At 69.9% G+C, this 23,420-nt stretch carries 23 protein-coding genes; 3 read left to right on the forward strand and 20 right to left on the reverse strand.

Features of this window, described 5'->3' with window-relative positions:
• Positions 1-5 precede the first annotated feature (5 nt).
• The 4 genes from hisH to O1W71_RS04635 form a co-directional block, all read right to left on the reverse strand.
• A complete protein-coding gene (hisH, locus tag O1W71_RS04620) occupies positions 6-668 on the reverse strand; it encodes an imidazole glycerol phosphate synthase subunit HisH (RefSeq protein ID WP_269266671.1) in 663 nt (220 codons plus the stop codon).
• On the reverse strand, positions 665-1,270 hold the full coding sequence (gene hisB / locus O1W71_RS04625; RefSeq protein WP_114587968.1) for an imidazoleglycerol-phosphate dehydratase HisB: 606 nt from the start codon (positions 1,268-1,270) through the stop codon (positions 665-667). Before hisB ends, hisH begins: the two co-directional genes overlap by 4 nt.
• A complete protein-coding gene (locus tag O1W71_RS04630; RefSeq protein ID WP_112613789.1) occupies positions 1,267-2,352 on the reverse strand; it encodes a histidinol-phosphate transaminase in 1,086 nt (361 codons plus the stop codon). The genes hisB and O1W71_RS04630 overlap by 4 nt, the downstream gene beginning before the upstream one ends.
• Positions 2,353-2,423: 71 nt before the next feature.
• Positions 2,424-2,783, reverse strand: a complete 360-nt coding sequence (locus O1W71_RS04635) for a LysM peptidoglycan-binding domain-containing protein (RefSeq protein ID WP_112613787.1) — start codon at positions 2,781-2,783, stop codon at positions 2,424-2,426.
• Positions 2,784-3,039: 256 nt separating this feature from the next.
• Here O1W71_RS04635 and lexA point away from each other — a divergent pair, with 256 nt between their 5' ends.
• Positions 3,040-3,705, forward strand: coding sequence for a transcriptional repressor LexA (gene lexA / locus O1W71_RS04640; protein ID WP_112613785.1), 666 nt, complete (start codon positions 3,040-3,042; stop codon positions 3,703-3,705).
• Positions 3,706-3,806: 101 nt separating this feature from the next.
• Positions 3,807-5,732: a prolyl oligopeptidase family serine peptidase gene (locus O1W71_RS04645; RefSeq protein ID WP_269266673.1), complete on the forward strand. Its 1,926-nt coding sequence runs from the start codon at positions 3,807-3,809 to the stop codon at positions 5,730-5,732.
• 119 nt (positions 5,733-5,851) lie between these two features.
• Here O1W71_RS04645 and hflX read toward each other — a convergent pair whose 3' ends face one another.
• Positions 5,852-7,180 carry a GTPase HflX gene (gene hflX / locus O1W71_RS04650; RefSeq protein WP_442923827.1) on the reverse strand — a complete coding sequence of 443 codons (1,329 nt, stop codon included), beginning with the start codon at positions 7,178-7,180 and terminating at the stop codon, positions 5,852-5,854.
• 274 nt (positions 7,181-7,454) lie between these two features.
• On the opposite strand from hflX, the gene O1W71_RS04655 reads away from it, so the two are divergent.
• Positions 7,455-8,096, forward strand: coding sequence for a class I SAM-dependent methyltransferase (locus tag O1W71_RS04655; protein WP_269266675.1), 642 nt, complete (start codon positions 7,455-7,457; stop codon positions 8,094-8,096).
• 36 nt (positions 8,097-8,132) lie between these two features.
• Here the strand turns inward: O1W71_RS04655 and dapF are convergent, their stop codons facing one another.
• From dapF to O1W71_RS04730, 15 genes are all read right to left on the reverse strand, one after another.
• Positions 8,133-9,002, reverse strand: coding sequence for a diaminopimelate epimerase (dapF, locus tag O1W71_RS04660; RefSeq protein ID WP_269266676.1), 870 nt, complete (start codon positions 9,000-9,002; stop codon positions 8,133-8,135).
• A 9-nt stretch (positions 9,003-9,011) separates the two neighbouring features.
• Positions 9,012-9,470: a GNAT family acetyltransferase gene (locus O1W71_RS04665; RefSeq protein ID WP_269266677.1), complete on the reverse strand. Its 459-nt coding sequence runs from the start codon at positions 9,468-9,470 to the stop codon at positions 9,012-9,014.
• Positions 9,467-10,471, reverse strand: coding sequence for a tRNA (adenosine(37)-N6)-dimethylallyltransferase MiaA (gene miaA / locus O1W71_RS04670; protein WP_269266678.1), 1,005 nt, complete (start codon positions 10,469-10,471; stop codon positions 9,467-9,469). Before miaA ends, O1W71_RS04665 begins: the two co-directional genes overlap by 4 nt.
• Positions 10,468-12,018: a tRNA (N6-isopentenyl adenosine(37)-C2)-methylthiotransferase MiaB gene (gene miaB, locus O1W71_RS04675; protein ID WP_269266679.1), complete on the reverse strand. Its 1,551-nt coding sequence runs from the start codon at positions 12,016-12,018 to the stop codon at positions 10,468-10,470. Before miaB ends, miaA begins: the two co-directional genes overlap by 4 nt.
• A gap of 74 nt (positions 12,019-12,092) precedes the next feature.
• On the reverse strand, positions 12,093-12,818 hold the full coding sequence (locus O1W71_RS04680) for a hypothetical protein (protein ID WP_269266682.1): 726 nt from the start codon (positions 12,816-12,818) through the stop codon (positions 12,093-12,095).
• Positions 12,819-12,980: 162 nt separating this feature from the next.
• Positions 12,981-13,700, reverse strand: a complete 720-nt coding sequence (locus O1W71_RS04685; protein WP_269266683.1) for a regulatory protein RecX — start codon at positions 13,698-13,700, stop codon at positions 12,981-12,983.
• A complete protein-coding gene (recA, locus tag O1W71_RS04690; RefSeq protein WP_112613757.1) occupies positions 13,697-14,749 on the reverse strand; it encodes a recombinase RecA in 1,053 nt (350 codons plus the stop codon). Before recA ends, O1W71_RS04685 begins: the two co-directional genes overlap by 4 nt.
• A 279-nt stretch (positions 14,750-15,028) precedes the next feature.
• A complete protein-coding gene (locus O1W71_RS04695; protein ID WP_112613755.1) occupies positions 15,029-15,253 on the reverse strand; it encodes a DUF3046 domain-containing protein in 225 nt (74 codons plus the stop codon).
• 15 nt (positions 15,254-15,268) lie between these two features.
• On the reverse strand, positions 15,269-15,589 hold the full coding sequence (locus tag O1W71_RS04700) for a helix-turn-helix domain-containing protein (RefSeq protein ID WP_112613753.1): 321 nt from the start codon (positions 15,587-15,589) through the stop codon (positions 15,269-15,271).
• A gap of 157 nt (positions 15,590-15,746) precedes the next feature.
• Positions 15,747-16,292, reverse strand: coding sequence for a CinA family protein (locus O1W71_RS04705; RefSeq protein ID WP_114587978.1), 546 nt, complete (start codon positions 16,290-16,292; stop codon positions 15,747-15,749).
• Positions 16,289-16,861 carry a CDP-diacylglycerol--glycerol-3-phosphate 3-phosphatidyltransferase gene (gene pgsA, locus O1W71_RS04710; protein ID WP_269266684.1) on the reverse strand — a complete coding sequence of 191 codons (573 nt, stop codon included), beginning with the start codon at positions 16,859-16,861 and terminating at the stop codon, positions 16,289-16,291. Before pgsA ends, O1W71_RS04705 begins: the two co-directional genes overlap by 4 nt.
• A gap of 17 nt (positions 16,862-16,878) precedes the next feature.
• Positions 16,879-19,602: an FtsK/SpoIIIE family DNA translocase gene (locus O1W71_RS04715; RefSeq protein ID WP_269266685.1), complete on the reverse strand. Its 2,724-nt coding sequence runs from the start codon at positions 19,600-19,602 to the stop codon at positions 16,879-16,881.
• 48 nt (positions 19,603-19,650) lie between these two features.
• Positions 19,651-21,327 (reverse strand): ribonuclease J, encoded by a 1,677-nt coding sequence (locus O1W71_RS04720; protein ID WP_269266686.1) that lies wholly within the window; start codon positions 21,325-21,327, stop codon positions 19,651-19,653.
• A gap of 52 nt (positions 21,328-21,379) precedes the next feature.
• Positions 21,380-22,357, reverse strand: a complete 978-nt coding sequence (dapA, locus tag O1W71_RS04725) for a 4-hydroxy-tetrahydrodipicolinate synthase (RefSeq protein ID WP_112613743.1) — start codon at positions 22,355-22,357, stop codon at positions 21,380-21,382.
• 157 nt (positions 22,358-22,514) lie between these two features.
• Positions 22,515-23,357: a type IV toxin-antitoxin system AbiEi family antitoxin domain-containing protein gene (locus tag O1W71_RS04730; RefSeq protein WP_269266687.1), complete on the reverse strand. Its 843-nt coding sequence runs from the start codon at positions 23,355-23,357 to the stop codon at positions 22,515-22,517.
• Between the last annotated feature and the right edge of the window lie 63 nt (positions 23,358-23,420).

A 23,420-nucleotide genomic window follows, 5' to 3' on the forward strand; every position in this document is an offset into this window, starting at 1 on the left:
GGAGACTAGTGGCGCGGCAGGGCGCCGATCCAATTGGCGAGGAGACGGATGCCGGCGGCCCCCGACTTCTCGGGGTGGAACTGCGTCGCCGAGAGCGGTCCGTTCTCGACGGCCGCGAGGAAGGGCGCGCCGTAGTCGCACCAGGTCAGCACGGGCTCGGCGAAGGGCTTCATGACCTCGAGGCTCCAGTCCTGGGCGCCGTACGAGTGCACGAAGTAGAAGCGCTCGTCCTGCAGCCCGTCGAACAGCGTCGACCCCGCCCCGGCACGAACGGTGTTCCAGCCCATGTGGGGCAGCACGGGCGCCTGCAGTTCGGTGACGGTGCCCGGCCATTGCCCGAGGCCCTCGGTGTCATCGCCGCGCTCGACGCCGTTGCCGAACATGATCTGCATGCCGACGCAGATGCCCAACACCGGGCGACCCCCGGCCAGGCGCCGCTCGATGATCTCGTCGCCGCGGCTCTCGCGCAGGGCGGCCATGACCGCGCTGAACGCACCGACGCCGGGAACGAGAAGACCGTCCGCATCACGGATGAGACCACGATCGGAGGTCAGTCGGGCGTCCGCACCCGCGGCGGAGAGGGCCTTGACGGCCGAGTGGATGTTGCCCGAGCCGTAATCGAGGACGGCGACGAGCGGCGCGCGTCCGGTCGTGTCACCCTCGGTCATAGAGCGCCCTTCGTACTGGGGATGCCGTGCACGAGCGGATCGAGCGCCTTGGCCTGCCGGAAGGCACGGGCGAAGGCCTTGTACTCCGCCTCGGCGATGTGGTGCGGGTCGCGTCCGCCGAGCACGCGGACGTGCATCGTCAGGCCCGCGTTGAACGCGATCGCCTCGAACGTGTGCCGCACGAGCGACCCCGTGAAGTGCCCGCCGATGAGGTGGTACTCGTATCCCTCGGGCTCTCCCGTGTGCACGAGGTAGGGACGCCCGGAGATGTCGACGACAGCCTGCGCGAGCGCCTCGTCGAGGGGCACGAGCGCATCGCCGTAGCGCGAGATGCCCGACTTGTCGCCCAGCGCAGAGCGCAGCGCCTGCCCGAGCACGATCGCGACATCCTCGACCGTGTGGTGCGCGTCGATGTGCGTGTCGCCCGTCGCGCGCACAGTCAGGTCGGTGAGCGAGTGCTTCGCGAACGCCGTCAGCAGATGATCGAAGAACGGCACGGTCGTCTCGATCGTGCTGATCCCGGTCCCGTCGAGGTCGAGCTCGAGTTCGACACTCGACTCGCTCGTGGCACGACGGATGCTGGCCGTTCGGGGGCTGGTCATGCCTCCGAGTCTATCGACGCCAGTGCTTCGAGGAACGCGGTCGTCTCGTCTTCCGTACCGGCACTGACGCGCAGGCTGTGCGGGATGCCGACGTCGCGGACGAGGATGCCGCGATCGTAGAGCGCCTGCCAGGTGGCGCGCGGGTCGTCGACCCCGTCGAACAGGACGAAGTTCGTCCAGCTCTCGTAGGCGTGGTACCCGAGGGCATCGAGCGTCGCCGACATCCGATCGCGCTGCGCGACGATCTCGTCCACCATCCGGAGCATCGTCGACGAGTGCGACAGCGCGGCTGTCGCCGCCGCCTGCGTGAGGGCGCTGAGGTGGTACGGCAGGCGGACGAGACGCAGGGCGTCGATGAGGGTCGCGTCGGCGGCGAGATAGCCGACGCGCGCACCGGCGAAGGCGAACGCCTTGCTCATCGTGCGTGAGACGACCAGGCGCTCCCGCTCGCCGAGCAGCGTCAGCGCGGAGGGGCTCTCGCGCGGCGCGAACTCCTGATAGGCCTCGTCGACGATCACGATGCCGTCGGTGGCGTCGTACACCGCCTCGATGACGTCGAGACCGAGCGGCGTGCCGGTCGGGTTGTTGGGCGCGCAGAGGAAGACGACGTCGGGGCGCAGTTCGGAGACTTGCGCCGCAGCGGAGGCCGGGTCGAGCGTGAAGTCGGGGCCGCGCGTGCCCGCGACGTACTGCGCGCCGGTGGCTCGCGTCAGCAGCGGGTACATCGAGTACGTGGGGCCGAAGCCCATGGCGGTGCGCCCCGGGCCGCCGAAGGCCTGGAGCAGGTGCTGCAGCACCTCGTTCGATCCGTTCGCGGCCCAGATGCGATCGGGGGTGAGGCCGTGACCGAGGTACTCGGCGAAGGACTCGCGGAGGTGCGTGAACTCGCGGTCGGGATAGCGGTTGACGTCGCGCAGGGCACGGGCGACGGCATCCAGGATGTCGTCGGCGACCTCTTCGGGAACGGGATGCGTGTTCTCGTTGACGTTCAGCGCGACCGGAAGCGGCGCCTGCGGGGCGCCGTACGGGGTGAGGCCTCGCAGATCGTCTCTGAGGGGCAGATCATCCAGACTCGGGCTCATCCCACCCATGCTAGGCCGCGTCCGAGTCCGGCGTGGCCGCATCCCAGCTTCTGCGCCGAAGACGGCGGGCTTCAGCTCGCGGCGTCGTACTCGGCGGGGATGGCGAGTGTCTGGCCTGCCTCGAGCTGACCAGAGCCGAGGGCGTTCAGCCGGATGATGGCGTCGACGACGTCACGGGGGTCGGCGGCCGGCGCCACCTCTTCAGCGATCGACCAGAGCGATTCGCCCGACATGACGGTCACCGTCGTGAACGACCCCTCGGGCGCGCCCGCCTCGTTGGAGGCGAGTGCTCCCCCGCCGGAGAGCACGGCAGCGGTGACGGCGACGACGGCGGGAAGTGCGGCGATCGCTGCGATGACGCGGCGTCCGCGGCGCGTCAGGCGCAGACGGGTGCGGGGGGCCGGTGCGAAGCGGGCATCGATCGTGGTCATGACATCTCCTCGGGAGCGGTAGGAAGATTCGCTCCCGCCTCTCGGCCGGGAGAGGCGGGTGCGAACTTCGGTTCCGAACGTATCTTCGATATTGTGTGGTGTCAACCACCCACCGAAATCGGAGACCGATCGAAGAGACACGCGGAGCGTTCCGTGATGTCGCTGTCGGATCGGGCTACCTTTTCGACAGCGAGAGCCCACCACGAACCTCCGACATCGGGTCGGGGACGGGGCGCGACGACAGGAGACCGGCGGTATGAGCGAGAAGCCGCAGACGCGACGACGGAAGAATCTGAGCGATAAGCAGCTCGCGATCCTCGAGGTGATCCAGCACGCGATCGCCCGCAACGGCTACCCGCCGAGCATGCGCGAGATCGGCGACGCCGTCGGCCTCAAGTCGCTGTCGAGCGTCACCCACCAGCTGAACCAGCTCGAGCTGAGCGGATACCTCCGCCGCGACCCCGGCAAGACCCGCGCAATGGAGGTCCTCATCGACCTCCCCGGCACGGCCGGCGAGAACCCCGCCGACGCCGCGCCTGCCCTCGGCGACGCCGCCCTCGTGCCGCTCGTGGGCCGCATCGCGGCGGGCGTCCCGATCACCGCCGACCAGCAGGTCGAGGAGATCTTCCCCCTGCCGCGTCAGCTCGTCGGCAAGGGCGAGCTGTTCATGCTCAAGGTCGTCGGCGACTCCATGATCGACGCCGCCATCTGCGACGGCGACTGGGTCGTCGTGCGGGCACAGGCGACCGCCGACAACGGCGAGATCGTCGCGGCCATGCTCGACGGCGAGGCCACCGTCAAGACGCTCCGTCAGCGCGACGGCCACACCTGGCTCCTCCCCCGCAACTCGGCGTTCGAGCCGATCCTCGGCGATGACGCCACCATCCTCGGCAAGGTCGTCGCCGTCCTCCGCACGGTCTGACCTCGCCGCACCGACGGAACTGCGGGAGGGGATGCCGCGACTCGGCGGCATCCCCTCCCGTCGCCCGGCACGACCCGGATCCGCTCGCGTAGCGTGGCGGTATGTCGCAGCAGCAACTCCCGTACGGTTCTTGGCCCTCCCCCCTGACCGCCTCGTGGGCCAGCGCGTCCTCGTTGCGCCTCGACGGCGCGCGCTTCGTCGGGGATGAGATCTGGTGGGGCGAATCCCTTCCCGATGAGGCCGGTCGCGTCGCCGTCATGCGCCGCCGCGACGATTCTGTAGAGGTCGTCCTCCCCGCGCCCGGGAACGCGCGATCGCGTGTGCACGAGTATGGCGGCGGCGCCTGGACGGCGTCCGACGACGGCGAGCTGTTCTTCGTCGACAAGTCGGACCAGCGCATTCGACGCCTCCGCCCGGGCGGCGAGCCCGAGGCGCTCACTCCCGAGGAGAGCGGCACCCACTACGGCGGTCTCCGCTGGCAGCACGCCGCGCTCCTCGCGGTGCGCGAGCGCGAGCGCCCGGGGCGCACTCCGGAACGACACATCGTGCGGATCGACGGCGCGAGCAGCGATGAGAACGCCGCGAGGGGCGACGAAGCGGGAGTGACGGAGCTCGCCGGGGGCAGCGACTTCGTGGCTCAGCCGGCACTGTCACCCGACGGATCACAGCTCGCGTGGGTGGCGTGGGATCACCCCGACATGCCCTGGGACCGCACCCGCATCCGTGTCATCGAGCTCGACGCCCCGGATCGTGTCCGCGAGGTAGCCGGCGGCAGCACGGCCGCGCTGCAGCCGGAATGGACATCGGACGGCCAGCTGCTGCTGCTCGACGAGCCGACGGGGCGCTGGAACCTCCATCGCGTCGACCCCGCGACCGGTGCGGCACCCGTCGCGGTCTCCCCCGCCGACGCCGACACGGGTGGTGGCCTGTGGGTCCTCGGCACCCGGTGGTACGCGCCGCTCGACGACGGCCGCGTCGTGGCCGTCCGCACGCACGGCTCGGACCAGCTCGTGATCATCGACCGCGACGGCGGCGCGATCCCGCTCCCCTTCCCCGCCACCGCTCGACTGCAGATCGAGGACGTCCGCGGCAGCCGCGCCCTCGTGAGCGGCGCCATGCCCGGGGCGAGCGGGCTCTGGCTGGTCGATCTCGACAGCGGCGAGCCGACAGCGGTGCGCGGCGGAACCCCTGATATCGACGAGGCATGGATCCCCCATGCCCGTCAGATCACCACCGAGGGTCCCCACGGCCCGGTGCACGCTTTCGCCTATCCGCCGACAAACCCCGATGTCACGGCGCCGACCGACGAGCTGCCGCCGTACCTCGTCTGGGTGCACGGCGGGCCGACGTCGCACGTGGGCGGTACCGCCGACGCCAAGGCGGCCTACTTCACCAGCCGAGGCATCGGCGTGCTCGACGTGAACTACGGCGGGTCGACCGGGTACGGCCGGTCATACCGTGAACGGCTGAAGGGCCAGTGGGGCGTCGTCGACGTCGATGACGTCGCGGCGGCGGCACGCGGCCTCGCCGCCGACGGACTCGCCGATGCGTCACGGCTCGCGATCGAGGGCGGGTCGGCCGGTGGCTGGACCGTGTTGGCGGCGCTCGTCGGCACGGACGTGTTCGGCGCGGGGGTCTCGCGCTACGGCGTCGGCGATGCCCGCGCCCTCGCGGCCGAGACCCACGATTTCGAGGCGCGCTACCTCGACGGCCTGATCGGTCCCCTTCCCGAAGCGGAGCACGTGTACATCGAGCGGTCGCCGCTGAGCCACGCCGAGGGGTTCCGCGTGCCGCTGCTGCTTCTCCAGGGCGACGAGGACGCCGTCGTGCCGCCGGCGCAGGCCGAGGCCATCCGCGACGCACTCGTCGCGCAGGGCGTGCCCCACGCCTATGTCCTGTACGCGGGCGAGGGGCACGGGTTCCGACGGACGGAGACGATCGTGAACGCTCTGGAGAGCGAGCTGGCGTTCCTCGGCCAGGTGTTCGGTTTCGACACACCCGGCGTCGCGCCGATCGAGCTCGACTGAGCCCGGCGATCGCCTGGCGCTGATACGCCTGTCAGGCCGGCGGTGCTGGTGAGGCCTTCCGCATCCGCGGAGGACTCACCAGCACCGCCGAGCCTGCAGGTGTATCGCCGGCCGCGTGATCAGACGGCGTAGGGCGCGAGCTCAGCCGCGAGACGCTCGGAGACGTGCGCGTGCACGGCCGTGCCGTCCTCCTCGTGCGAGGTGGCGACGATGTGGCCACTCTCGTGCACGGCCGAGATCAGGTCGCCACGGTCATACGGCACGAGAGCGCGCACCTCCACAGCCGGCAGCGGCAGCGCATCCTCGATCGCGGCGCGCAGCTCGTCGATGCCCTCGCCCGTGCGGGACGACACGAAGTGGGCCGTCGGCTCGAGCCCGCGCAGCAGCAGGCGCGCATCGTCGTCGACGAGGTCCGCCTTGTTGAAGACGACGAGCTCACGGGTGGCGCGAGCGCCCACGTCGCCCATCACGTCGCGGACGGTCGCGAGCTGCGCCGCGGGATCGGGATGCGAGCCGTCGACGACGTGCACGATGACGTCCGCGCCCGAGACCTCCTCGAGTGTGGACCGGAACGCCTCGACGAGCTGGTGCGGGAGATTGCGGACGAAGCCGACGGTGTCGGTGAGCGTGAACACGCGCCCGTCGGCGGCCTCGGCCCGACGCACCGTGGCATCCAGCGTCGCGAACAGAGCGTTCTCGACCAGGACACCCGCGCTCGTCAGCCGGTTCAGCAGACTCGACTTGCCGGCGTTGGTGTAACCGGCGATCGCCACCGAGGGGATCGTGTTGCGCCGACGCTCGGCTCGCTTCGCCTCGCGCGACGGCGCGAACTCCCGGATCTGCTTGCGCAGCTGCGCCATGCGGGTGCGGATGCGGCGCCGGTCGAGCTCGATCTTCGTCTCACCGGGACCGCGCGAGCCCATGCCCGCACCGCCCGCGCCGACCTGGCCACCGGCCTGGCGGCTCATCGACTCGCCCCACCCGCGCAGACGCGGCAGGAGGTACTCGAGCTGCGCGAGCTGGACCTGGGCCTTGCCCTCACGGCTCTTGGCGTGCTGGCTGAAGATGTCGAGGATGACCGTGGTGCGGTCGATAACCTTGACTTTCGCGACATCCTCCAGGGCGCGCCGCTGGCTCGGCGCCAGCTCGGTGTCGGCGATCACGGTGTCGGCACCGACGGCGGCGACGAGGTCGCGCAGCTCGGCGGCCTTGCCGCGTCCGATGTAGGTGGCGGGGTCCGGATGCGGCCGCCGCTGCAGAACGCCGTCGAGCACGACCGCACCGGCGGTCTCGGCCAGGGCCGCGAGCTCGCGCAGCGAGTTCTCCGCGTCCTCGTGCGACCCCTGGGGATACACGCCGACGAGCACGACGTTCTCGAGTCGCAGCTGTCGGTACTCGACTTCGGTGACGTCCTCGAGCTCTGTGGACAGGCCGGGGACACGGCGCAGCGCCGCGCGCTCCTCGCGATCCCACTGGTCGCCGTCGGTGTCTCCGTACGACACCGTCGACTCATCCTGCAGCGCCTGCGCGCCGCCGAAGACGCGGATCGACGAGCGCGTCTCCGCGCTCGCGAGCACGCGATCGACCGGGTCCACCGCGATGTCGCCGTCGCCGTCGGGGGTGGTGATATGCGTCATAACTCTCTTCCCGGGATGCCCGTGCCCGGGCATCCGTGAATTCTAGTCTCCCGCCGGTACGTCCGGCTCCGATACGCTCGGATGCATGGGGAGCGATCATTACTTCAGCGCGTCCCCGTCCAGCGAACAGAACCTCCGCCGTATCCGCGTGACCCTCGCGGGTCACGCCGTCGAGGTCACGACCGCGGGCGGGGTGTTCAGCCCTGACCACGTGGATTCGGGTACAGGGGTTCTTTTGGCCAATACTCCGCCGGCACCGTCCGGTGGGGATTTCCTCGACCTCGGCTGCGGCTGGGGGCCGATCTCGCTGTCGCTGGCTCTGGAGTCGCCTCACGCCACGGTGTGGGCCGTCGATGTCAACGAACGGGCTCTCGACCTGGTGCGACGCAACGCCGCTGATCTGGGACTCGATAACGTCAACGCCGTCCTGCCCGACGATGTTCCCGACGACGTCGCATTCCGGACCATTCGCTCCAATCCGCCGATCCGCGTGGGCAAGAACGAGCTCCACGGGATGCTGCAGCGCTGGATACCCCGTCTGGCTGAACGCAGCGACGCGTGGCTGGTCGTGCAGCGCAACCTCGGTTCGGATTCCCTCCAGCGCTGGCTCGCCGCGACGTTCGACGACGGCTATGGCGTCTCGCGCGCCGCGACCGGACGCGGATTCCGCGTGCTTCGGGTGCGCCGGCACGGCACTCCCCCGACGGGCGCGATCGAACTGCCCTGATCACGGGCCGAGCGTCCAGACGCCGCGGCGCTCGGATCAGTCGGCGAGGGTGACCTGCCCCGAGAAGACCAGCGTCGCGGGGCCCGAGAGCAGCACGTGCTCGCCATCGGCCTGCCGCACGATGCGCACGCCCAGCGTTCCGCCCGGCACGTCGACGGTCCAGCGGTCGGGTGCCGCAGCCCCGGCCCAGTGGCGCACGGCCAGAGCGGATGCTGCGACCCCGGTGCCGCACGACAGGGTCTCTCCCACGCCGCGCTCGTAGACGCGCATCCGGATGGCCCCGACTCCGTTCTGAACGAGCGGCTCGGCCGGAACGACGAACTCGACGTTCGCGCCGGCGGACGGACGTGGCTCGAGGGTGGGCTGCACCGTCAGGTCGAGGCCTTCGAGCTCATCCTCCCCGGCGAGCGCCACGACGACGTGGGGGTTGCCGACGTCGACCCCCTGCCCGGGGCGCGCGACGCCGAGCCCGCGTGCGCGGACGAGAACGTCGCCGTCCTCGGCCCGCCAGGTTCCGAGGTCGACCTCGAAGCCGTTGTCGGCCCGGGTGATCGTCTTCACTCCGGCACGCGTGCCGATGCGGAGGCCGGCATCGATCGAGGCGAAGCCGGCGTCGGCGAGGTAGCGCGCGAAGACCCGCGTTCCGTTGCCGCACATCTCGGCCTTCGAGCCGTCGGCGTTGCGGTAGTCCATGAACCACTCAGCGCCGGCGGCCGCGGCATCCGCCCCCTCGGGGATCGCGGCCGAGCGGACCACGCGCAGCAGCCCGTCGGCGCCGATGCCGACATGGCGGTCGCAGAGCGCCGCGATCTGCGCGTCGCTCAGGTCGAGGTCGGCGTCCGGGTCGGCCAGGATCACGAAGTCGTTGCCGGTGCCGTGCCCCTTGGTGAACGCGAGAGTCGCCATGAGCCCAGCTTAGGCGGGGCCGCCCGGGCCATCGACGACGAGGCGCTTGCCCGCGGACCACACGGTGAACGGCTGGTAGCCGAGCTCGTCGTAGAAGCCGCGCACCGCCTCGTTCTCAGGCCGCACCATGAGCTGCACCTTCGGGCACCCCATGGCCTCGAGCAGGCGCTCGGACTCGGTGACGAGCATGCGCCCGATACCGAGCCCGCGGTGAGACCGAGCCGAGGCGAGGTAGTAGAGCCAGCCGCGGTGGCCGTCGTAACCGGCCATCACGGTGCCGACGACGGCTTCCGCTGTCCCGTCGACAGGCTGATCGACGGCCACGAGGAAGAGTTCGGGCTGCACGGTGAGTTTCCGCCTGATGTCGGCACGCGGGTCGTTCCAGGGACGGGTGAGACCGGCCTCGTGCCAGAGCCGGATGACGGCTTCTTCATCGGCGAGCGCGAATGCGCGCACGGTGATCGTCATTGGTGGTCCCCTTCCGACCGGGGTGACGTGTCGCCCGGTCGGGCCACCGCACCGAGAAGCGATTCCGCGCCGACCTCCCGGGCATCGACCCACCGCACGCTCTCATAGCGCTTGAACCACGACACCTGCCGGCGCGCGTAGCGTCGTGTGAGGGCCTGCGTTTCCGCAATGGCCTCGCCCTCGGTCAGGTCGCCCCGCAGCTGCGCGAGCGCCTGCGCATAGCCGATGGCGCGACCCGCCGTCACTCCGCGTTCGAGGCCCTGCCGTCGCAGCGCCTCGACCTCGTCGAGCAGCCCGGCAGCCCACATCCGTTCCACGCGCACGTCGAGCAACGGGACGAGCTCGTCGCGCGGTACCGCCGTACCGATGATCCGCGTCCGCGGCATCCAGAGCACCGGCGCCTCGGGCAGGGCTCCGCCGTGCGTCCGTCCACCCGATGCCAGCACCTCGAGCGCGCGCACGATGCGGCGGCCGTTCCGCGGGTCGATGCGATCGGCCGCCTCCGGGTCGGCCGCGCGCAGGCGCGCGAACAGATGTCCGGCACCGTGTCGCTCGAGTTCGTCCTCGAGTGCCGCGCGCAACCGCTCGTCGCGCGGCGGGAAGCGGAAGTCGAACAGGACGCTCGACGCATACAGCCCGGAACCGCCGACGAGGATCGCGTCGGCTCTTCGGCCGTGGATCGCCGCGATCGTGTGGCGCGCGACTTCCTGGTACCACGCGACCGCGGCCTCCTCGGTGACGGCGAGCGCATCGAACAGGTGGTGCGGGATGCCGCGGCGCTCGGTCTCGGGGAGCTTCGCCGTCCCGATGTCCATGCCGCGGTACAGCTGCATCGCGTCGACGTTGACGACCTCGGCCGACCGGCCGCGTGCGGCGAGCGCTGCGGCGAGGTTGAGGGAGAGACCCGTTTTGCCGGTGCCCGTCGCCCCGACGACGGCCCACAGGATCGGCGCTCCGGCAGCCTCGCTGCCGCCGGTGCCCGGGCCCGAAGCTGCCGTCACACGCCGACGCGCAGGGACGGCAGCCCCAGCGAGACGGAGCGCGGACCGCCATCCGACGAGGCCGGAGCCGGCACGCCGCACGACTCGGCCAGCGAGCGGTCCCACGCGTCGCCGGCTCGGGTACGGCGGACGCGCAGCGGCGAGCCGTCCGTGCTGTCGGCCAGCAGGTGGAAGGGGGCTGCGTGCGTCACCGTCACCGTCACGACATCCCCCGGTCGCGGGGTCTCGGAGCCCTCCGGCACCTCGAAGTGCACGAGGCGGTTGTCTTCTGCGCGCCCCGTGAGCCGGTGCGTCTCGGCGCCCTTCTTGCCTTCGGCCGACGAGACCAGCACCTGGACCTCACGGCCGAGCTGCTTCTGGTTCTCCTCGAGCGCGATGCGGTCCTGCAGCGCGACAAGGCGCTCGTAGCGCTCCTGCACGACGGCCTTGGGCACCTGGTCGGGCATCGTCGCGGCGGGTGTGCCCTCGCGGATCGAGTACTGGAAGGTGAATGCGCTCGCGAACCGGGACTGCTCCACCACCCGCAGGGTGTCTTCGAAATCGGCGTCGGTCTCGCCGGGGAATCCGACGATGATGTCGGTCGAGATCGCCGCGTGCGGGATGCGCTCGCGGACGCGATCGAGGATGCCGAGGAATCTCGAGCTGCGGTACGACCGGCGCATCGCCTTCAGGATGCTGTCGGAGCCCGATTGCAGCGGCATGTGCAGCTGCGGCATGACCGCCGGCGTCTCGGCCATGGCGTCGATGACGTCGTCGGTGAACGCCGCCGGATGCGGACTCGTGAAACGGATGCGCTCGAGGCCGGGGATCTCCCCCGCTGCGCGCAGGAGCTTGCCGAACGCCTGTCGGTCGCCGAACTCGACACCGTAGCTGTTCACGTTCTGGCCGAGGAGGGTGACCTCGATCGCCCCGTCGTCGACCAGCAGACGGATCTCGTTCAGGATGTCGCCGGGACGGCGGTCCTTCTCCTTGCCGCGCAGGTGCGGCACGATGCAGAACGTGCACGTGTTGTTGCATCCGACCGAGATCGACACCCAGCCGCTGTAGACCGAGTCGCGCTTCGTCGGGAGAGTCGAGGGGAACGTCTCGAGCGATTCGAGGATCTCGAGCTCGGCCTCGCCGTTGTGCCGCGCTCGCTCGAGCAGGCCCGGGAGGGCCCCCATGTTGTGCGTCCCGAAGACGACGTCGACCCACGGCGCCTTCTGCTGGACGGCCGCCTGGTCCATCTGCGCGAGGCATCCGCCGACGGCGATCTGCATACCGTCGTGCTTGTCTTTGCGCGACTTCAGGTGCCCGAGGGTGCCGTAGAGCTTGCCGGCCGCGTTGTCGCGCACCGCGCAGGTGTTGATGACGATGACGTCGGCCTCGGTGCCGGGATCAGCCGGGAGGTATCCGGCGCTCTCGAGCGAACCCGACAGGCGCTCGGAGTCGTGGACGTTCATCTGGCAGCCGAAGGTGCGCACCTCGTACGTGCGCGGGCGGCCGTCGGCGGTGCGCGCCGCGAGCGACGGCGCGATGAGGGTGGGTGCGCTCGAGGGAGTCGACATGATTCCCTCATTCTACGAGCGTGCTCGTGGGGTCGACCCGCGAAGGCCGACCCCACGATCGGTGATCGGCACCGTCAGGGCGCGGTGACCGGACCCGCCGACGCCGTGGCGAACGTCGCGGCCGCGATACCGCCGAGGCCGTCCGCAAGTCCGAGCCGCAGAGCGGCGACCTTGTACTCGGCGGTCGACTCGCCCGACGCCGCCGTGAAGGTCGCGTCCGGCGGCGCGTTCGGCTGATCGGGCTGGACATTGACCATCAGCGACACGACCGACGGCAGAGCGTCGACCACGGAGCCGAGTGCCGTGATGACTGCGGTCACCGCCGTCGCGAGCGTGCCGCCGAGGGTCGTGAGCGCCCCGGCGATCGTGGTCGTCAGCGTGTTCGCCAGGGTCGAGACCAGGCTGGAGCCCAGTTGCCTAACCGTGCTCAACCGCTGCGAAACGTTGGGCAGGCCCACCGCTGTGAGCAGTGCGTCGACGGCGGCGCCCGTGCCGACGGCATTCGCGCCGATCGTCGGCACCGCGGTCCCGTCCAGCAGGGCTCCGAGCGGGCCGACGAACCCGATGTCAGCCGCGAGCACATTCAGGCCGGGAAGGATGCCGATGCCCGGCGCAGCCACGACGGCTTCGAGCGCGACCGTGACCGTCGCCTCACGGAGCTCCGCGGTGAGCGCAGCGACGATCTGCGACGACCAGTTGTCGAGTAGGACGCCGGCGCGATCCACGATCGGGTTCAGCACGGCGTCGTTGAGGACGATCTCGGTGTTCGGCGCAGCGTTGTTGAGGGAAGGCAGGAGCATCGAGATCGACGTCGATCGTTCCGGCCTGCAGGTTGATCGTGACCACGCCGTCGGTGAGCGGTGTGTTCAGGAGCGCGGCGACCGATCCCAGGAGATCGAGTCCGGTTATCGAGACGTTCCCGCCGACCGTCGTGGTGAGGACGCCGGGAACCCCGGCGTCGATCAGCCGCCTTCGTCCGAGAGCGCCTGACGTGCTGCATCCAGCGCGACGGACCCGCGGAAGCCCCGGCGCGCGAGTTGCCCGTGCAACCGCCGCAGTGCGACGTCGTGATCGAGCCCCGACATCCCGCGCGCGCGCTGCCGAGCGAACTCGAGCGCGCGCTCGGCTTCGTCGTCGGGCAGCGACGCCATGGCGATGTCGATGACCTCGCGGTCGAGGCCACGACGAGACAGTGTCTGCGCGATCGCGGTGGCGCCTTGCGCCTTGCGCCCGAGCGCCCCGTCGAGCAGTTGCTCCGCCAGCCGGCTGTCGTCGAGATAGCCGTTGTCGAGGAAAGCGGCGATGACAGCATCGGCGTCAGCCTCGGCGAGTTCCGCCTCGCGCAGGACGTCGCGAGCCTCGCGCACGGACAGCGACCTGCCGCGCAGGCGTTTGAGCAGCGTGCGCTCGGCACGCGCGCGCACGGCGGCATCGTCTGCGGGGGCTTCGTCAGCGGACCTCACCGCTGCCGGCTCATCGGGAGCCGGTCGAACCGCGGGCGACGGACGGGAAGCAGCTGTTCGCGGTTCGGTGGTCCAGGTGGTGTGCCACTTCTGGCCGTCCTCCGGGACGCGCGCGCTTCGCGGGCGAGGCGCCGACGGGGCGGCATCCGCTTGCCCGAAGAGCGGGATGACGGGGGCGAGGCGCTCGGTCTCGCCCCCGTCGTGATCCGTACCGCTCACGCCGGGCGACGCGCCGCGAGCTCGTCGGACTCGGTCGTTGCTGCGCCCGCCGGCTGACCGATACCGAGCTTCTGCTTGATCTTGTTCTCGATGTCGGCGGCGATGTCGACGTTCTTGATCAGGAAGTTGCGGGCGTTCTCCTTGCCCTGACCGAGCTGCTCACCGTCGTACGTGTACCAGGCGCCCGACTTCTTGACGATGCCGTGCTCGACACCGAAGTCGATCAGGCTGCCCTCGCGAGAGATGCCGACGCCGTAGAGGATGTCGAACTCGGCCTGCTTGAACGGCGGCGCCATCTTGTTCTTGACGACCTTGACACGCGTGCGGTTGCCGACCGCTTCAGTACCGTCCTTGAGCGTCTCGATACGGCGGATGTCGAGGCGGACCGACGCGTAGAACTTCAACGCCTTACCGCCGGCGGTCGTCTCGGGCGAGCCGAAGAAGACACCGATCTTCTCGCGCAGCTGGTTGATGAAGATGGCCGTCGTCTTGGTCTGGTTCAGACCACCCGTCAGCTTGCGGAGCGCCTGCGACATGAGGCGTGCCTGCAGACCGACGTGGGAGTCGCCCATCTCGCCCTTGATCTCGGCCTCGGGCACGAGCGCAGCAACGGAGTCGATGACGACGAGGTCGATCGCCCCGGAGCGGATCAGCATGTCGGCGATCTCGAGCGCCTGTTCACCTGTGTCGGGCTGCGAGACCAGCAACGCGTCGATGTCGACGCCCAGCTTCTGAGCGTAAGACGGGTCGAGCGCGTGCTCGGCGTCGATGAACGCGGCGATACCGCCCGCGCGCTGCGCGTTGGCGATGGCGTGCAGGGTCAGCGTCGTCTTACCCGACGACTCGGGGCCGTAGATCTCGATGATGCGGCCACGCGGGAGACCTCCGATGCCGAGAGCGACGTCGAGGGCGATCGACCCCGTCGGCACGACCTCGACGGGCGCGCGCTCGTCGGAGCCGAGGCGCATGACCGATCCCTTTCCGAACTGCCGGTCGATCTGGGCGAGGGCCGATTCGAGGGCCTTCTCGCGGTCAGCGGGTGATGGCATGGCGTGCTCCTTATGCTCGCGTTTCCGACGCCTGTAGGCTGTCGCGCTCCCGGCTCGGTGCCGGGATGCTGCGACAAGGCATGGTGTGTCTCTCGACGCTGTCCACGGTACGGAGGGCCTCCGACATTCGTCGGCTACCGGGCCGTATCCGGGGATCCTCGACGGGATGAACCACCTGTGCAGGACACTACGCCCGTTTCGAACGGATATTCGACGACACGCCGGAACATCCGGTTCAGCATCGAACACGCGCGGTGTCCGCGCCCGCACGTGCGACCGTCAGCGCTCCCGCGGATCCAGCCGCCCGACCCCGTAACGTCGGGGCTCGGGTACGTCGGCCTCGACGCACAACGCGAGCCATACGGCGCGAGGCGGCTCGCCGTCGGCCAATGCCTGGCGCGCGGTGCGGTCGCCCAGCGGCCCCAGCGCCAGATCGTCGATCAGCGCAGGACCGCGGCCGGCGAACTCCGCCTCGACGGCGCGATCGAATTCACTGCGACGCATCGGACCGCGCGAAGCTCAGTGCAGCGAGAGCTCGGGTGCGATGAGGTCGTTGTCGAGACCCGCGATGTCGTCGGGCACGACATCCGAGAGCACCGGCAGCCCCTCCAGCACGGAGATGCGGTCGCCGACTTCGCGCATGATGCTCGAGATCGGCACGTCGAGGGCTTCGGCCACCGCGGCGAGGATCTCGCTCGATGCTTCCTTCTGACCGCGCTCGACCTCGCTCAGGTAGCCGAGCGCGACGCTGGCGCGGCTGGCCACCTGCCGGAGCGTGCGACCCTTCTGCAGGCGGAGGTCACGCAGAACATCGCCGATCTCCTGTCGAACCAAGATCATCTCGGACCCCCTCCTTCGTCGTGGTGCTGGCTTGTCCCGGGTGGACAACGGTATCTCATCAGCACGCCACCCTAGCCCGCACCTGCTGTGGGTCGGATGAGAGTTGACATGCGCTGCTCACGATGACAAGAACCGCGGTCGCCGCTCGTCTATTCCGTCACAGCGCGTCGAGCGCCAACCGGATCGCCCGGGCGGTGGCCTCCGCGCGGATCTGCGCACGGTCGCCCCCGAGGTGCAGGCTCTCGACCCGCACACCGAGCGCCGTCGCCACCGCGATGTGCACCGTTCCGACGGGCTGTCCATCCGGCGAGCCCGGTCCCGCGATACCGGTCGTGGCGATGCCGACATCCGCCACTGCATCACCCGGCCCGAGCGCGGCGCGCGCACCCTCGGCCATCTGACGCGCGACCCGCGGGTGCACCGCCCCATGCGCCTCGAGCAGTGCGCCGTCGACGTGAAGCAACCGCTGCTTCAGCTCGGTCGCATAGGCGACGACTCCGCCGCGCACCACCGACGACGCTCCCGAGACCGCGACAAGCTCGGCGACCACGAGTCCGCCTGTCAGCGACTCGGCCACGGCGAGCGTCCACCCCAGCTCGCCGAGTCGCTCGATGAGGCGCTCGGCGTCGGTGCGCCGACCCGGCGAGACGAGTGTCGCCTCGACATCATCCGGGAGATCGTGGACATGCTCGCGCGCCGTCACGATCCCACTCCGCTCCGTCGCGCGCCGCGGACGGCGGTGATGACGTAATCGATGCCGCTCGCGACGGTCAGCAGCACGGCGATCCACATCGCGATGCCGTTGACCACGTGGATCCAGTCGCCGACGATCGTCCACAGCGGCAGGAGGGCCAGTGACAGGGCGACCGCCTGTGCGACGGTCTTGAGCTTGCCCATCCACGCCGCGGCGACGACGTGATCGCCCGCGACGATGAGCCTATGCACGGTGATGCCCAGCTCGCGCACGAGCACGACGATGGTGACCACCCAGGGAAGCTCGCCGAGCATCGAGAGCCCGACGAAGGCCAGGCCGGTCAGAACCTTATCGGCGATCGGGTCGAGCAGCTTTCCGAGATCCGTGACGATGCGGTACTTGCGGGCGAGGTACCCATCGATGCCGTCCGTCGCGATCGCGACGATGAAGAGCACGCCGGCCCACCAGCGCAAAGCGCCGTCCGCTCCCCCGTCGACCAGCAGCAGCCAGAGGAAGACGGGGGCGCACAGGATGCGCGCGATCGTGATCGCGTTGGGCAGTTGCCGAGGGATCGCCACGGAGCCGAGCCTATCCGTCAGTCGCGTCCGGTGAGGCCCCAGGCGTCTTCGGAGGCGTCGTCACCGTCGACGACCTCCAGCCCCTCGAACTGCGCTTCGACGGGGTCGGCGGCGCCGCCGGCGGGAGCGGCAGCCGCGGGAGCCGGCGGGTCCTCTCCCCGCAGCCGTGCCAGGACGGCCGGCAGCTGGTCGGGGGTGACGAGGACGTCACGCGCCTTCGAACCCTCCGAGGGCCCGACGATCTCGCGAGATTCGAGGAGGTCCATGAGGCGTCCGGCCTTGGCGAACCCGACGCGCAGCTTGCGCTGCAGCATCGACGTCGACCCGAACTGGGTCGACACGATCTGCTCGGCGGCGGCGAGCAGCAGCTCGAGGTCGTCACCGATGTCGGCGTCGATCTCCTTCTTCTCGGCGACCGCGGCCACGTCGGAGCGGTACTCCGGCTGGGCCTGCCCCTTCACGTGTGCGACGACCTTCTCGATCTCCGACTCCGCCACCCACGCGCCCTGCACACGGATGGCCTTCGACGTGCCCATCGGCAGGAAGAGGGCGTCGCCCTGACCGATGAGCCGGTCGGCGCCGGGCTGGTCGAGGATGACGCGGGAGTCCGTGACGCTCGTGACGGCGAACGCGAGCCGTGACGGCACGTTGGCCTTGATGAGGCCCGTCACGACGTCGACCGACGGTCGCTGGGTCGCGAGGACGAGGTGGATGCCGCTGGCGCGTGCGAGCTGGGTGATGCGGACGATCGAGTCCTCGACGTCGCGCGGAGCGACCATCATGAGGTCGGCGAGCTCGTCGACGACGACCAGGAGGTAGGGGTACGGCTTGAGCACGCGCTCGCTGCCCGCCGGGAGCTGGATCTCACCGGCCACGACGGCCTTGTTGAAGTCGTCGATGTGACGGAAGCCGAACGATGCGAGATCGTCGTACCGCATGTCCATCTCTTTCACGACCCACTGCAGCGCCTCGGCCGCCTTCTTCGGGTTCGTGATGATGGGGGTGATCAGGTGCGGCACGCCGGCGTAGCTCGTGAGCTCGACGCGCTTGGGGTCGATGAGGACCATCCGGACGTCGGTGGGCTTCGCCCGCATCAGCAGGCTCGTGATCATCGAGTTCACGAAGCTCGACTTACCCGATCCGGTCGAACCGGCGACGAGCAGGTGAGGCATCTTCGCGAGGTTCGCGACGACGAATCCGCCGCCGACATCCTTGCCGACGCCGATCGTCATCGGGTGGGTCGACGAGGTCGCGGCGTTCGAGCGCAGCACGTCTCCGAGCGTGACGATCTCGCGGTCGGTGTTGGGGATCTCGACGCCGATCGCGCTCTTCCCGGGGATGGGCGCGAGGATGCGAACCTCGTTCGAGGCGACGGCGTAGGCGATGTTGTTCGTCAGGGCCGTGATCTTCTCGACCTTGGTGCCGGGCCCGACCTCGATCTCGTACTGCGTGACTGTCGGCCCACGCGAGAACCCGGTGACCTTGGCGTCGATCGAGAACTGCTCGAAGACACCGGTGATGGCCCGCACGATCGCGTCGTTCGCCTCGGACCGCGTCTTGGCGGGGGTGCCGGCGCCGAGCGCCGCGACGGCGGGCAGGCGGTACGGCGTCGCCGGGGGCTGACCGTGGAAGTCGCCGCCGAGGCCGGTGAGCCCGGGCAGCTCTTCGATCTCACCGGTGTCGTGGTCATCGCGCACGGCGGTGTCGGCCGGTCGGCCGGAACGCGCGGCAGTGGCCGCCCGCTCGATGACGGAGGGGTCGATGATCTCGGTCGGCGCGTCGGGAAGCGGGGGCGGCGTGGCGACGGCCTGCTCGAATCCGCCGGCGACGGAACCGGCGACGGAGGGGCCGAGAAGCTCGGTGAGGTCCTGCGACGCACTGCCGTCGTCGGGATCCTCCTCGCGGCCGCTCTTGTTGCGGCGCCACCACGGCAGGGCGTCTTCGTCCTCGTCGTCGTCCACTTCCGCCGGGGTCGCCTTCTTGCTCTTCTTCGGCGAGAAGGCGACGGTCGGAGCGTCGCCATCGGGGTCGGCGGCCGGACGCTCGGCGCCGAACATCCAGGCGTACAGGTCGCCGAGGCGGCTGCCGATACGGTTCGGCGGCGTCTTGGTGAGGATGAGGATGCTGAGCACCGTGACGAGACCCAGGACGGCCGCAGCGCCGTACACGGTGAGGATGGTCAGCGGCTCTCCCACGGCCCATCCGAACAGCCCGCCGGACGCGCTCAGCTCGAGGGCACCGGCCTTGGGCTCGGGGCGCGTGCCGAAGACATGGCAGAACCCCGCGACCGAGAGGATGAACAGCCCGAAACCGATGCCGATTCGACCGTTGTCGTTGACGGACGCGGGATGCCGGAACAGCCACCCCGCGAGGAACAGCAGCAGCACCGGCATGATGAACGCCTCGCGACCGATGAGGAAGCCCACCGTGTAAGCGCTCACGAGCGTGCCGGCCTCGGTTCCGATCATGAACCACTCGACGGCCGCACCCGCGATCGCGAGCAGCACGAGGAGGAAGGGCAGCCCGTCTCGACGCTGGTCCTTCTCGAGCGTCTCGGGTCCGAACGCGCGGAACATCCCGCCCGTGGCGTGGGCGAGCCCCATCCAGGCGCGCGCGATCACGGGAGGCCGGTCGGCCTCGTCGACGTATCGCTTGGGTGTCGGTTCGCTCTTGCGGGCGCGCGAGGTCGAGGTCTTCGCCGGTGCGCGGCGTCCGGAGGGCGCGTTCGTGCTCCTGGCCATTCCTCCACGGTACGCGGGGGTTCCCCCATTACCGCGGAACGACGCGGGTCAGGCCTCGATGACGACCGGGACGATCATCGGGCGACGGCGGAGCGACTGGTTCACCCAGCGGCCGATCGTGCGGCGGACGACCTGTGAGAGCGCGTGGTTGTCTCGCGTCCCCGATTGCACGGCCTCCGCGAGCGCAGCCGCGATCTTCGGCTTGACGCCCTCGAACACCGCGTCGTCCTCGGCGACACCACGCGCGTGGATGTCCGGGCCGCTCACGACTCGTCCCGTCTTGCCGTCCACGACGACGATGACCGAGATGAAGCCTTCCTCGCCCAGGATCCGACGGTCCTTGAGATCGGCGTCGGTGATCTCGCCCACGGTCGAGCCGTCGACGTACACGAAACCGATGTCGAGCTGGCCGACGACCTCCGCGACGCCGTCCTTGAGGTCGACGACGGTACCGTTCTCGGCCAGGATCGTGCGATCCTCCGGAACGCCGGTGTCCTGAGCGAGCTTCGCGTTCGCCATCAGGTGACGGTACTCCCCGTGCACCGGGAGTACGTTGCGCGGCTTGAGGATGTTGTAGCAGTACAGCAGCTCGCCCGCCGCGGCGTGTCCCGACACGTGCACCTTGGCGTTGCCCTTGTGCACGACGTTCGCGCCGAGCTTGGTCAGCCCGTCGATGACGCGGTAGATCGCGTTCTCGTTGCCCGGGATCTGGCTCGACGCCAGGATGACGGTGTCTCCCGGCCCGGGCTCGATCGCGTGCTCGAGGTTGGCCATGCGCGAGAGCACGGCCATCGGCTCGCCCTGGGAGCCCGTCGACATGTAGACGATGCGATCGTCGGGCAGGTCCTTGGCCTTCTTGTAGTCGATGAGCACGCCGTCGGGGACGTTGAGGTACCCCAGGTTCTCGGCGATGGTCATGTTGCGGACCATGCTGCGGCCGAGGAAGGCGACGCGGCGACCGTTCGCGGCCGCGGCATCCACGACCTGCTGCACGCGGTGCACGTGGCTCGAGAAGCTCGCGACGATGACACGGCGCGGCGACTTGCTGATGACCTGGTCGAGAACGGGACCGATGCCGCGCTCGGTCGGCGTGAAGCCGGGAACGTCCGCGTTGGTGGAGTCGACGAGGAACAGGTCGACGCCCTCCTCGCCCAGTCGCGCGAAAGCACGCAGGTCGGTGATGCGGCCGTCGAGCGGGAGCTGATCCATCTTGAAGTCACCCGTCGCGAGGACGAGCCCCGCGGGGGTACGGACGGCGACCGCGAGCGCGTCGGGGATCGAGTGGTTGACCGCGATGAACTCGAGGTCGAACGGGCCGACCTGCTCCTCCTGCCCCTCGGTGACCGTCAGGGTGTAGGGGCGGATGCGGTGCTCCTTGAGCTTCGCCTCGATGAGGGCGAGCGTGAGCCCCGAGCCGATGAGGGGGATGTCACCCTTGAGCTTGAGCAGGTAGGGAACCGCCCCGATGTGGTCCTCGTGGCCGTGGGTCAGGACGACACCGACGATGTCGTCGAGGCGATGCTTGATCGGCTCGAAGTCGGGCAGGATCAGGTCGACGCCCGGCTGGTGCTCCTCGGGGAAGAGCACGCCGCAGTCGACGACGAGGAGCTTGCCCTCGTACTCGAAGACGGTCATGTTCCGGCCGACCTCGCCGAGGCCTCCGAGCGGGTACACCCGCAGCGTTCCGGGTTCGAGAGCGGGCGGGCTGAAGACGTTCGTGGGCATTGGCACGCTTCCTCGGGACGCCGACGTATGCGGCATCCTCATTTGTTTTCGTCTAGCGGGTCGTCCCGTGCACCTTGGGCAGGGCACCGCCGGCGGCGGCGTTACGGTCGGGACGGAAGTTGGAGAAGTCGGCGCCGGGGACGCCCGAGACGAGGGCGAGCTCGTCCTCGATGATGGCGGCCTCCCACTCTTCGGGGCCGACGAGGGGCAGCCGCACGCGTGGGCTCGAGATGCGGCCCAGGCCGTGCAGGATGTACTTCGCGCTCACGGTGCCCGGGACGTGCGTCATGACGGCGCGCACGAGAGGCTCGAGGCTCTTGTGCGCCGCGGTCGCCGCGGCGAGGTCGCCCCGGTTCACCGCGTCGACGATCGTGCGGTACGGGGTCGCGGTGATGTTCGCCGTGACGCCGATGAGGCCGCTCGCGCCGATGGAGAGGTGCGGCAGCACGTTGGCGTCGTCACCGGAGAAGTACATGAGGTCGGTCTGGTTCAGCACGCGGCTGACCTCGCTGAAGTCGCCCTTCGCGTCCTTGACCGCCAGGATGTTGGGGTGCTTGGCGAGGCGCAGGATCGTCTCGTACTTGATCGGAACACCCGTGCGCCCGGGGATGTCGTAGAGGATGACCGGCAGGTCGGTCGCATCGGCGACGAGGCGGAAGTGCGTCAGGATGCCGGCCTGCGTGGGCTTGTTGTAGTACGGCGTGACGATCATGATGCCGTCGGCGCCGGCCTTCTCGCTGGCCTTGTACAGCTCGATCGCGTGCGCGGTCTCGTTCGAGCCACCGCCCGTGATGATCTTCGCGCGACCGGCGGAGACCGACTTGCCGACCTCGACGAGGCGGAGCTTCTCGGGGTCGGTGAGCGTGCTCGTCTCTCCCGTCGTACCGGTGACGACGATGCCGTCGGCGCCCGCGGTGATGACGTCGTCGATGTGCTTCTCGACGGCGGGCCAGTCGACCTCACCGTCGGCGGTCATGGGAGTGACCAGCGCGACGAGGACCTGTCCGAAGGGATTGCCCGAGTGCGTCATGGTCTCAGGGTATCGGTTCCGCCTTTGCATCGCGTATGACCGATGGGCTGACTCCCGGTCACCGATACGTTCGCAGGACCGGAGGTGCTGGTGGCGGCACGGCAGCGCCGCGAGGCGACATCCGCCCCGCCGGTCCGACGGATGTATCGCGACTGCGTCAGCGGCGTCGGCGGATCGCGTCGAGACGCGCGAGGACGGCTCGCTCGACGCGCGTCCACTCGAAGATGACGAGGGAGTAGTCGAAGCGCAGAGTCTCGTAGCCGATCGCCGCCGCTTCGGCGTCGCGCACGAGATCCTTGTGCCGCAGCGGCGCGCCCTCGTGGTTGAGACGGCCGTCCACCTCGATGATGAGGCACCCCGCGACGAGGAAGTCGACCCGCCCCACCCCCGGGATGAGCACCTGACTCTCGACGGAGATGCCCAGCCGCGAGAGGCGCAGCCGCAGGAGGGACTCGAGCCCGCTGTCGGCATCGGGACGAGCGAGATCGACGAGGTATCGGAAGCGGGCCGGGAGCGTCAGGCGCACCTCCGCCCGGTCTGCGCGCGTGAGCAGGCCGAGCCGCCACGCCGACTCGAAGGCCACGAAGAACGTCTCCGCACCGAGGCATGAGGCCGCCTGCACGAGCGCGTGGACGAGCGAGACGGCACCGAACGCCGCTGGGTCCCCGTCGTAATGCGTGACGCAGCGGCATCCCGGGTGCGCGTGCACCCGCCCTGCACGCCCGACCCGCACGTGCAGGCGTTCCTGCGGCTCGAGCACCCACACGCCGCGCCGTCGCAACGCCGAAGCGCAGCACACCTCGCCGCCGTGGGCAGCGGCTTCGAGGTCAGCCGGCTCGGCATCCGGAACCGCGTAGACACCGTGCCGGACCCTGACGAGCGCGCCCCTCTCGACCGCCCGCGCCAGCTGCAAACGAGTGACGCCTCGCGAGGTCAACCAGCGCGACCGCACGCACCCGCCCATCGCACGGATTCTCGTGGCCAGTTCGTATCCGCTCATTCACCGACGTTCGCCGCGAACGCGATCTCGTCGCTCAGGACATCGGCCGTCTGTGGAGGGAGC

Origin of the sequence: Microbacterium sp. H37-C3 (assembly GCF_027157935.1) — a bacterium.
GTDB classification, from domain to species: Bacteria; Actinomycetota; Actinomycetes; order Actinomycetales; family Microbacteriaceae; genus Microbacterium; species Microbacterium plantarum.

Excerpts from the sequence above, each read along its gene's own strand:
- hisH (WP_269266671.1), bottom strand. The coding sequence starts at position 668 with ATGACCGAGGGTGACACGACCGGACGCGCGCCGCTCGTCGCCGTCCTC.
- hisB (WP_114587968.1), bottom strand. The coding sequence starts at position 1,270 with ATGACCAGCCCCCGAACGGCCAGCATCCGTCGTGCCACGAGCGAGTCG.
- O1W71_RS04630 (WP_112613789.1), bottom strand. The coding sequence starts at position 2,352 with ATGAGCCCGAGTCTGGATGATCTGCCCCTCAGAGACGATCTGCGAGGC.
- O1W71_RS04635 (WP_112613787.1), bottom strand. The coding sequence starts at position 2,783 with ATGACCACGATCGATGCCCGCTTCGCACCGGCCCCCCGCACCCGTCTG.
- lexA (WP_112613785.1), top strand. The coding sequence starts at position 3,040 with ATGAGCGAGAAGCCGCAGACGCGACGACGGAAGAATCTGAGCGATAAG.
- O1W71_RS04645 (WP_269266673.1), top strand. The coding sequence starts at position 3,807 with ATGTCGCAGCAGCAACTCCCGTACGGTTCTTGGCCCTCCCCCCTGACC.
- O1W71_RS04655 (WP_269266675.1), top strand. The coding sequence starts at position 7,455 with ATGGGGAGCGATCATTACTTCAGCGCGTCCCCGTCCAGCGAACAGAAC.
- dapF (WP_269266676.1), bottom strand. The coding sequence starts at position 9,002 with ATGGCGACTCTCGCGTTCACCAAGGGGCACGGCACCGGCAACGACTTC.
- O1W71_RS04665 (WP_269266677.1), bottom strand. The coding sequence starts at position 9,470 with ATGACGATCACCGTGCGCGCATTCGCGCTCGCCGATGAAGAAGCCGTC.
- miaB (WP_269266679.1), bottom strand. The coding sequence starts at position 12,018 with ATGTCGACTCCCTCGAGCGCACCCACCCTCATCGCGCCGTCGCTCGCG.
- O1W71_RS04680 (WP_269266682.1), bottom strand. The coding sequence starts at position 12,818 with ATGCTCCTGCCTTCCCTCAACAACGCTGCGCCGAACACCGAGATCGTC.
- recA (WP_112613757.1), bottom strand. The coding sequence starts at position 14,749 with ATGCCATCACCCGCTGACCGCGAGAAGGCCCTCGAATCGGCCCTCGCC.
- O1W71_RS04695 (WP_112613755.1), bottom strand. The coding sequence starts at position 15,253 with ATGCGTCGCAGTGAATTCGATCGCGCCGTCGAGGCGGAGTTCGCCGGC.
- O1W71_RS04700 (WP_112613753.1), bottom strand. The coding sequence starts at position 15,589 with ATGATCTTGGTTCGACAGGAGATCGGCGATGTTCTGCGTGACCTCCGC.
- O1W71_RS04715 (WP_269266685.1), bottom strand. The coding sequence starts at position 19,602 with ATGGCCAGGAGCACGAACGCGCCCTCCGGACGCCGCGCACCGGCGAAG.
- O1W71_RS04720 (WP_269266686.1), bottom strand. The coding sequence starts at position 21,327 with ATGCCCACGAACGTCTTCAGCCCGCCCGCTCTCGAACCCGGAACGCTG.
- dapA (WP_112613743.1), bottom strand. The coding sequence starts at position 22,357 with ATGACGCACTCGGGCAATCCCTTCGGACAGGTCCTCGTCGCGCTGGTC.
- O1W71_RS04730 (WP_269266687.1), bottom strand. The coding sequence starts at position 23,357 with ATGAGCGGATACGAACTGGCCACGAGAATCCGTGCGATGGGCGGGTGC.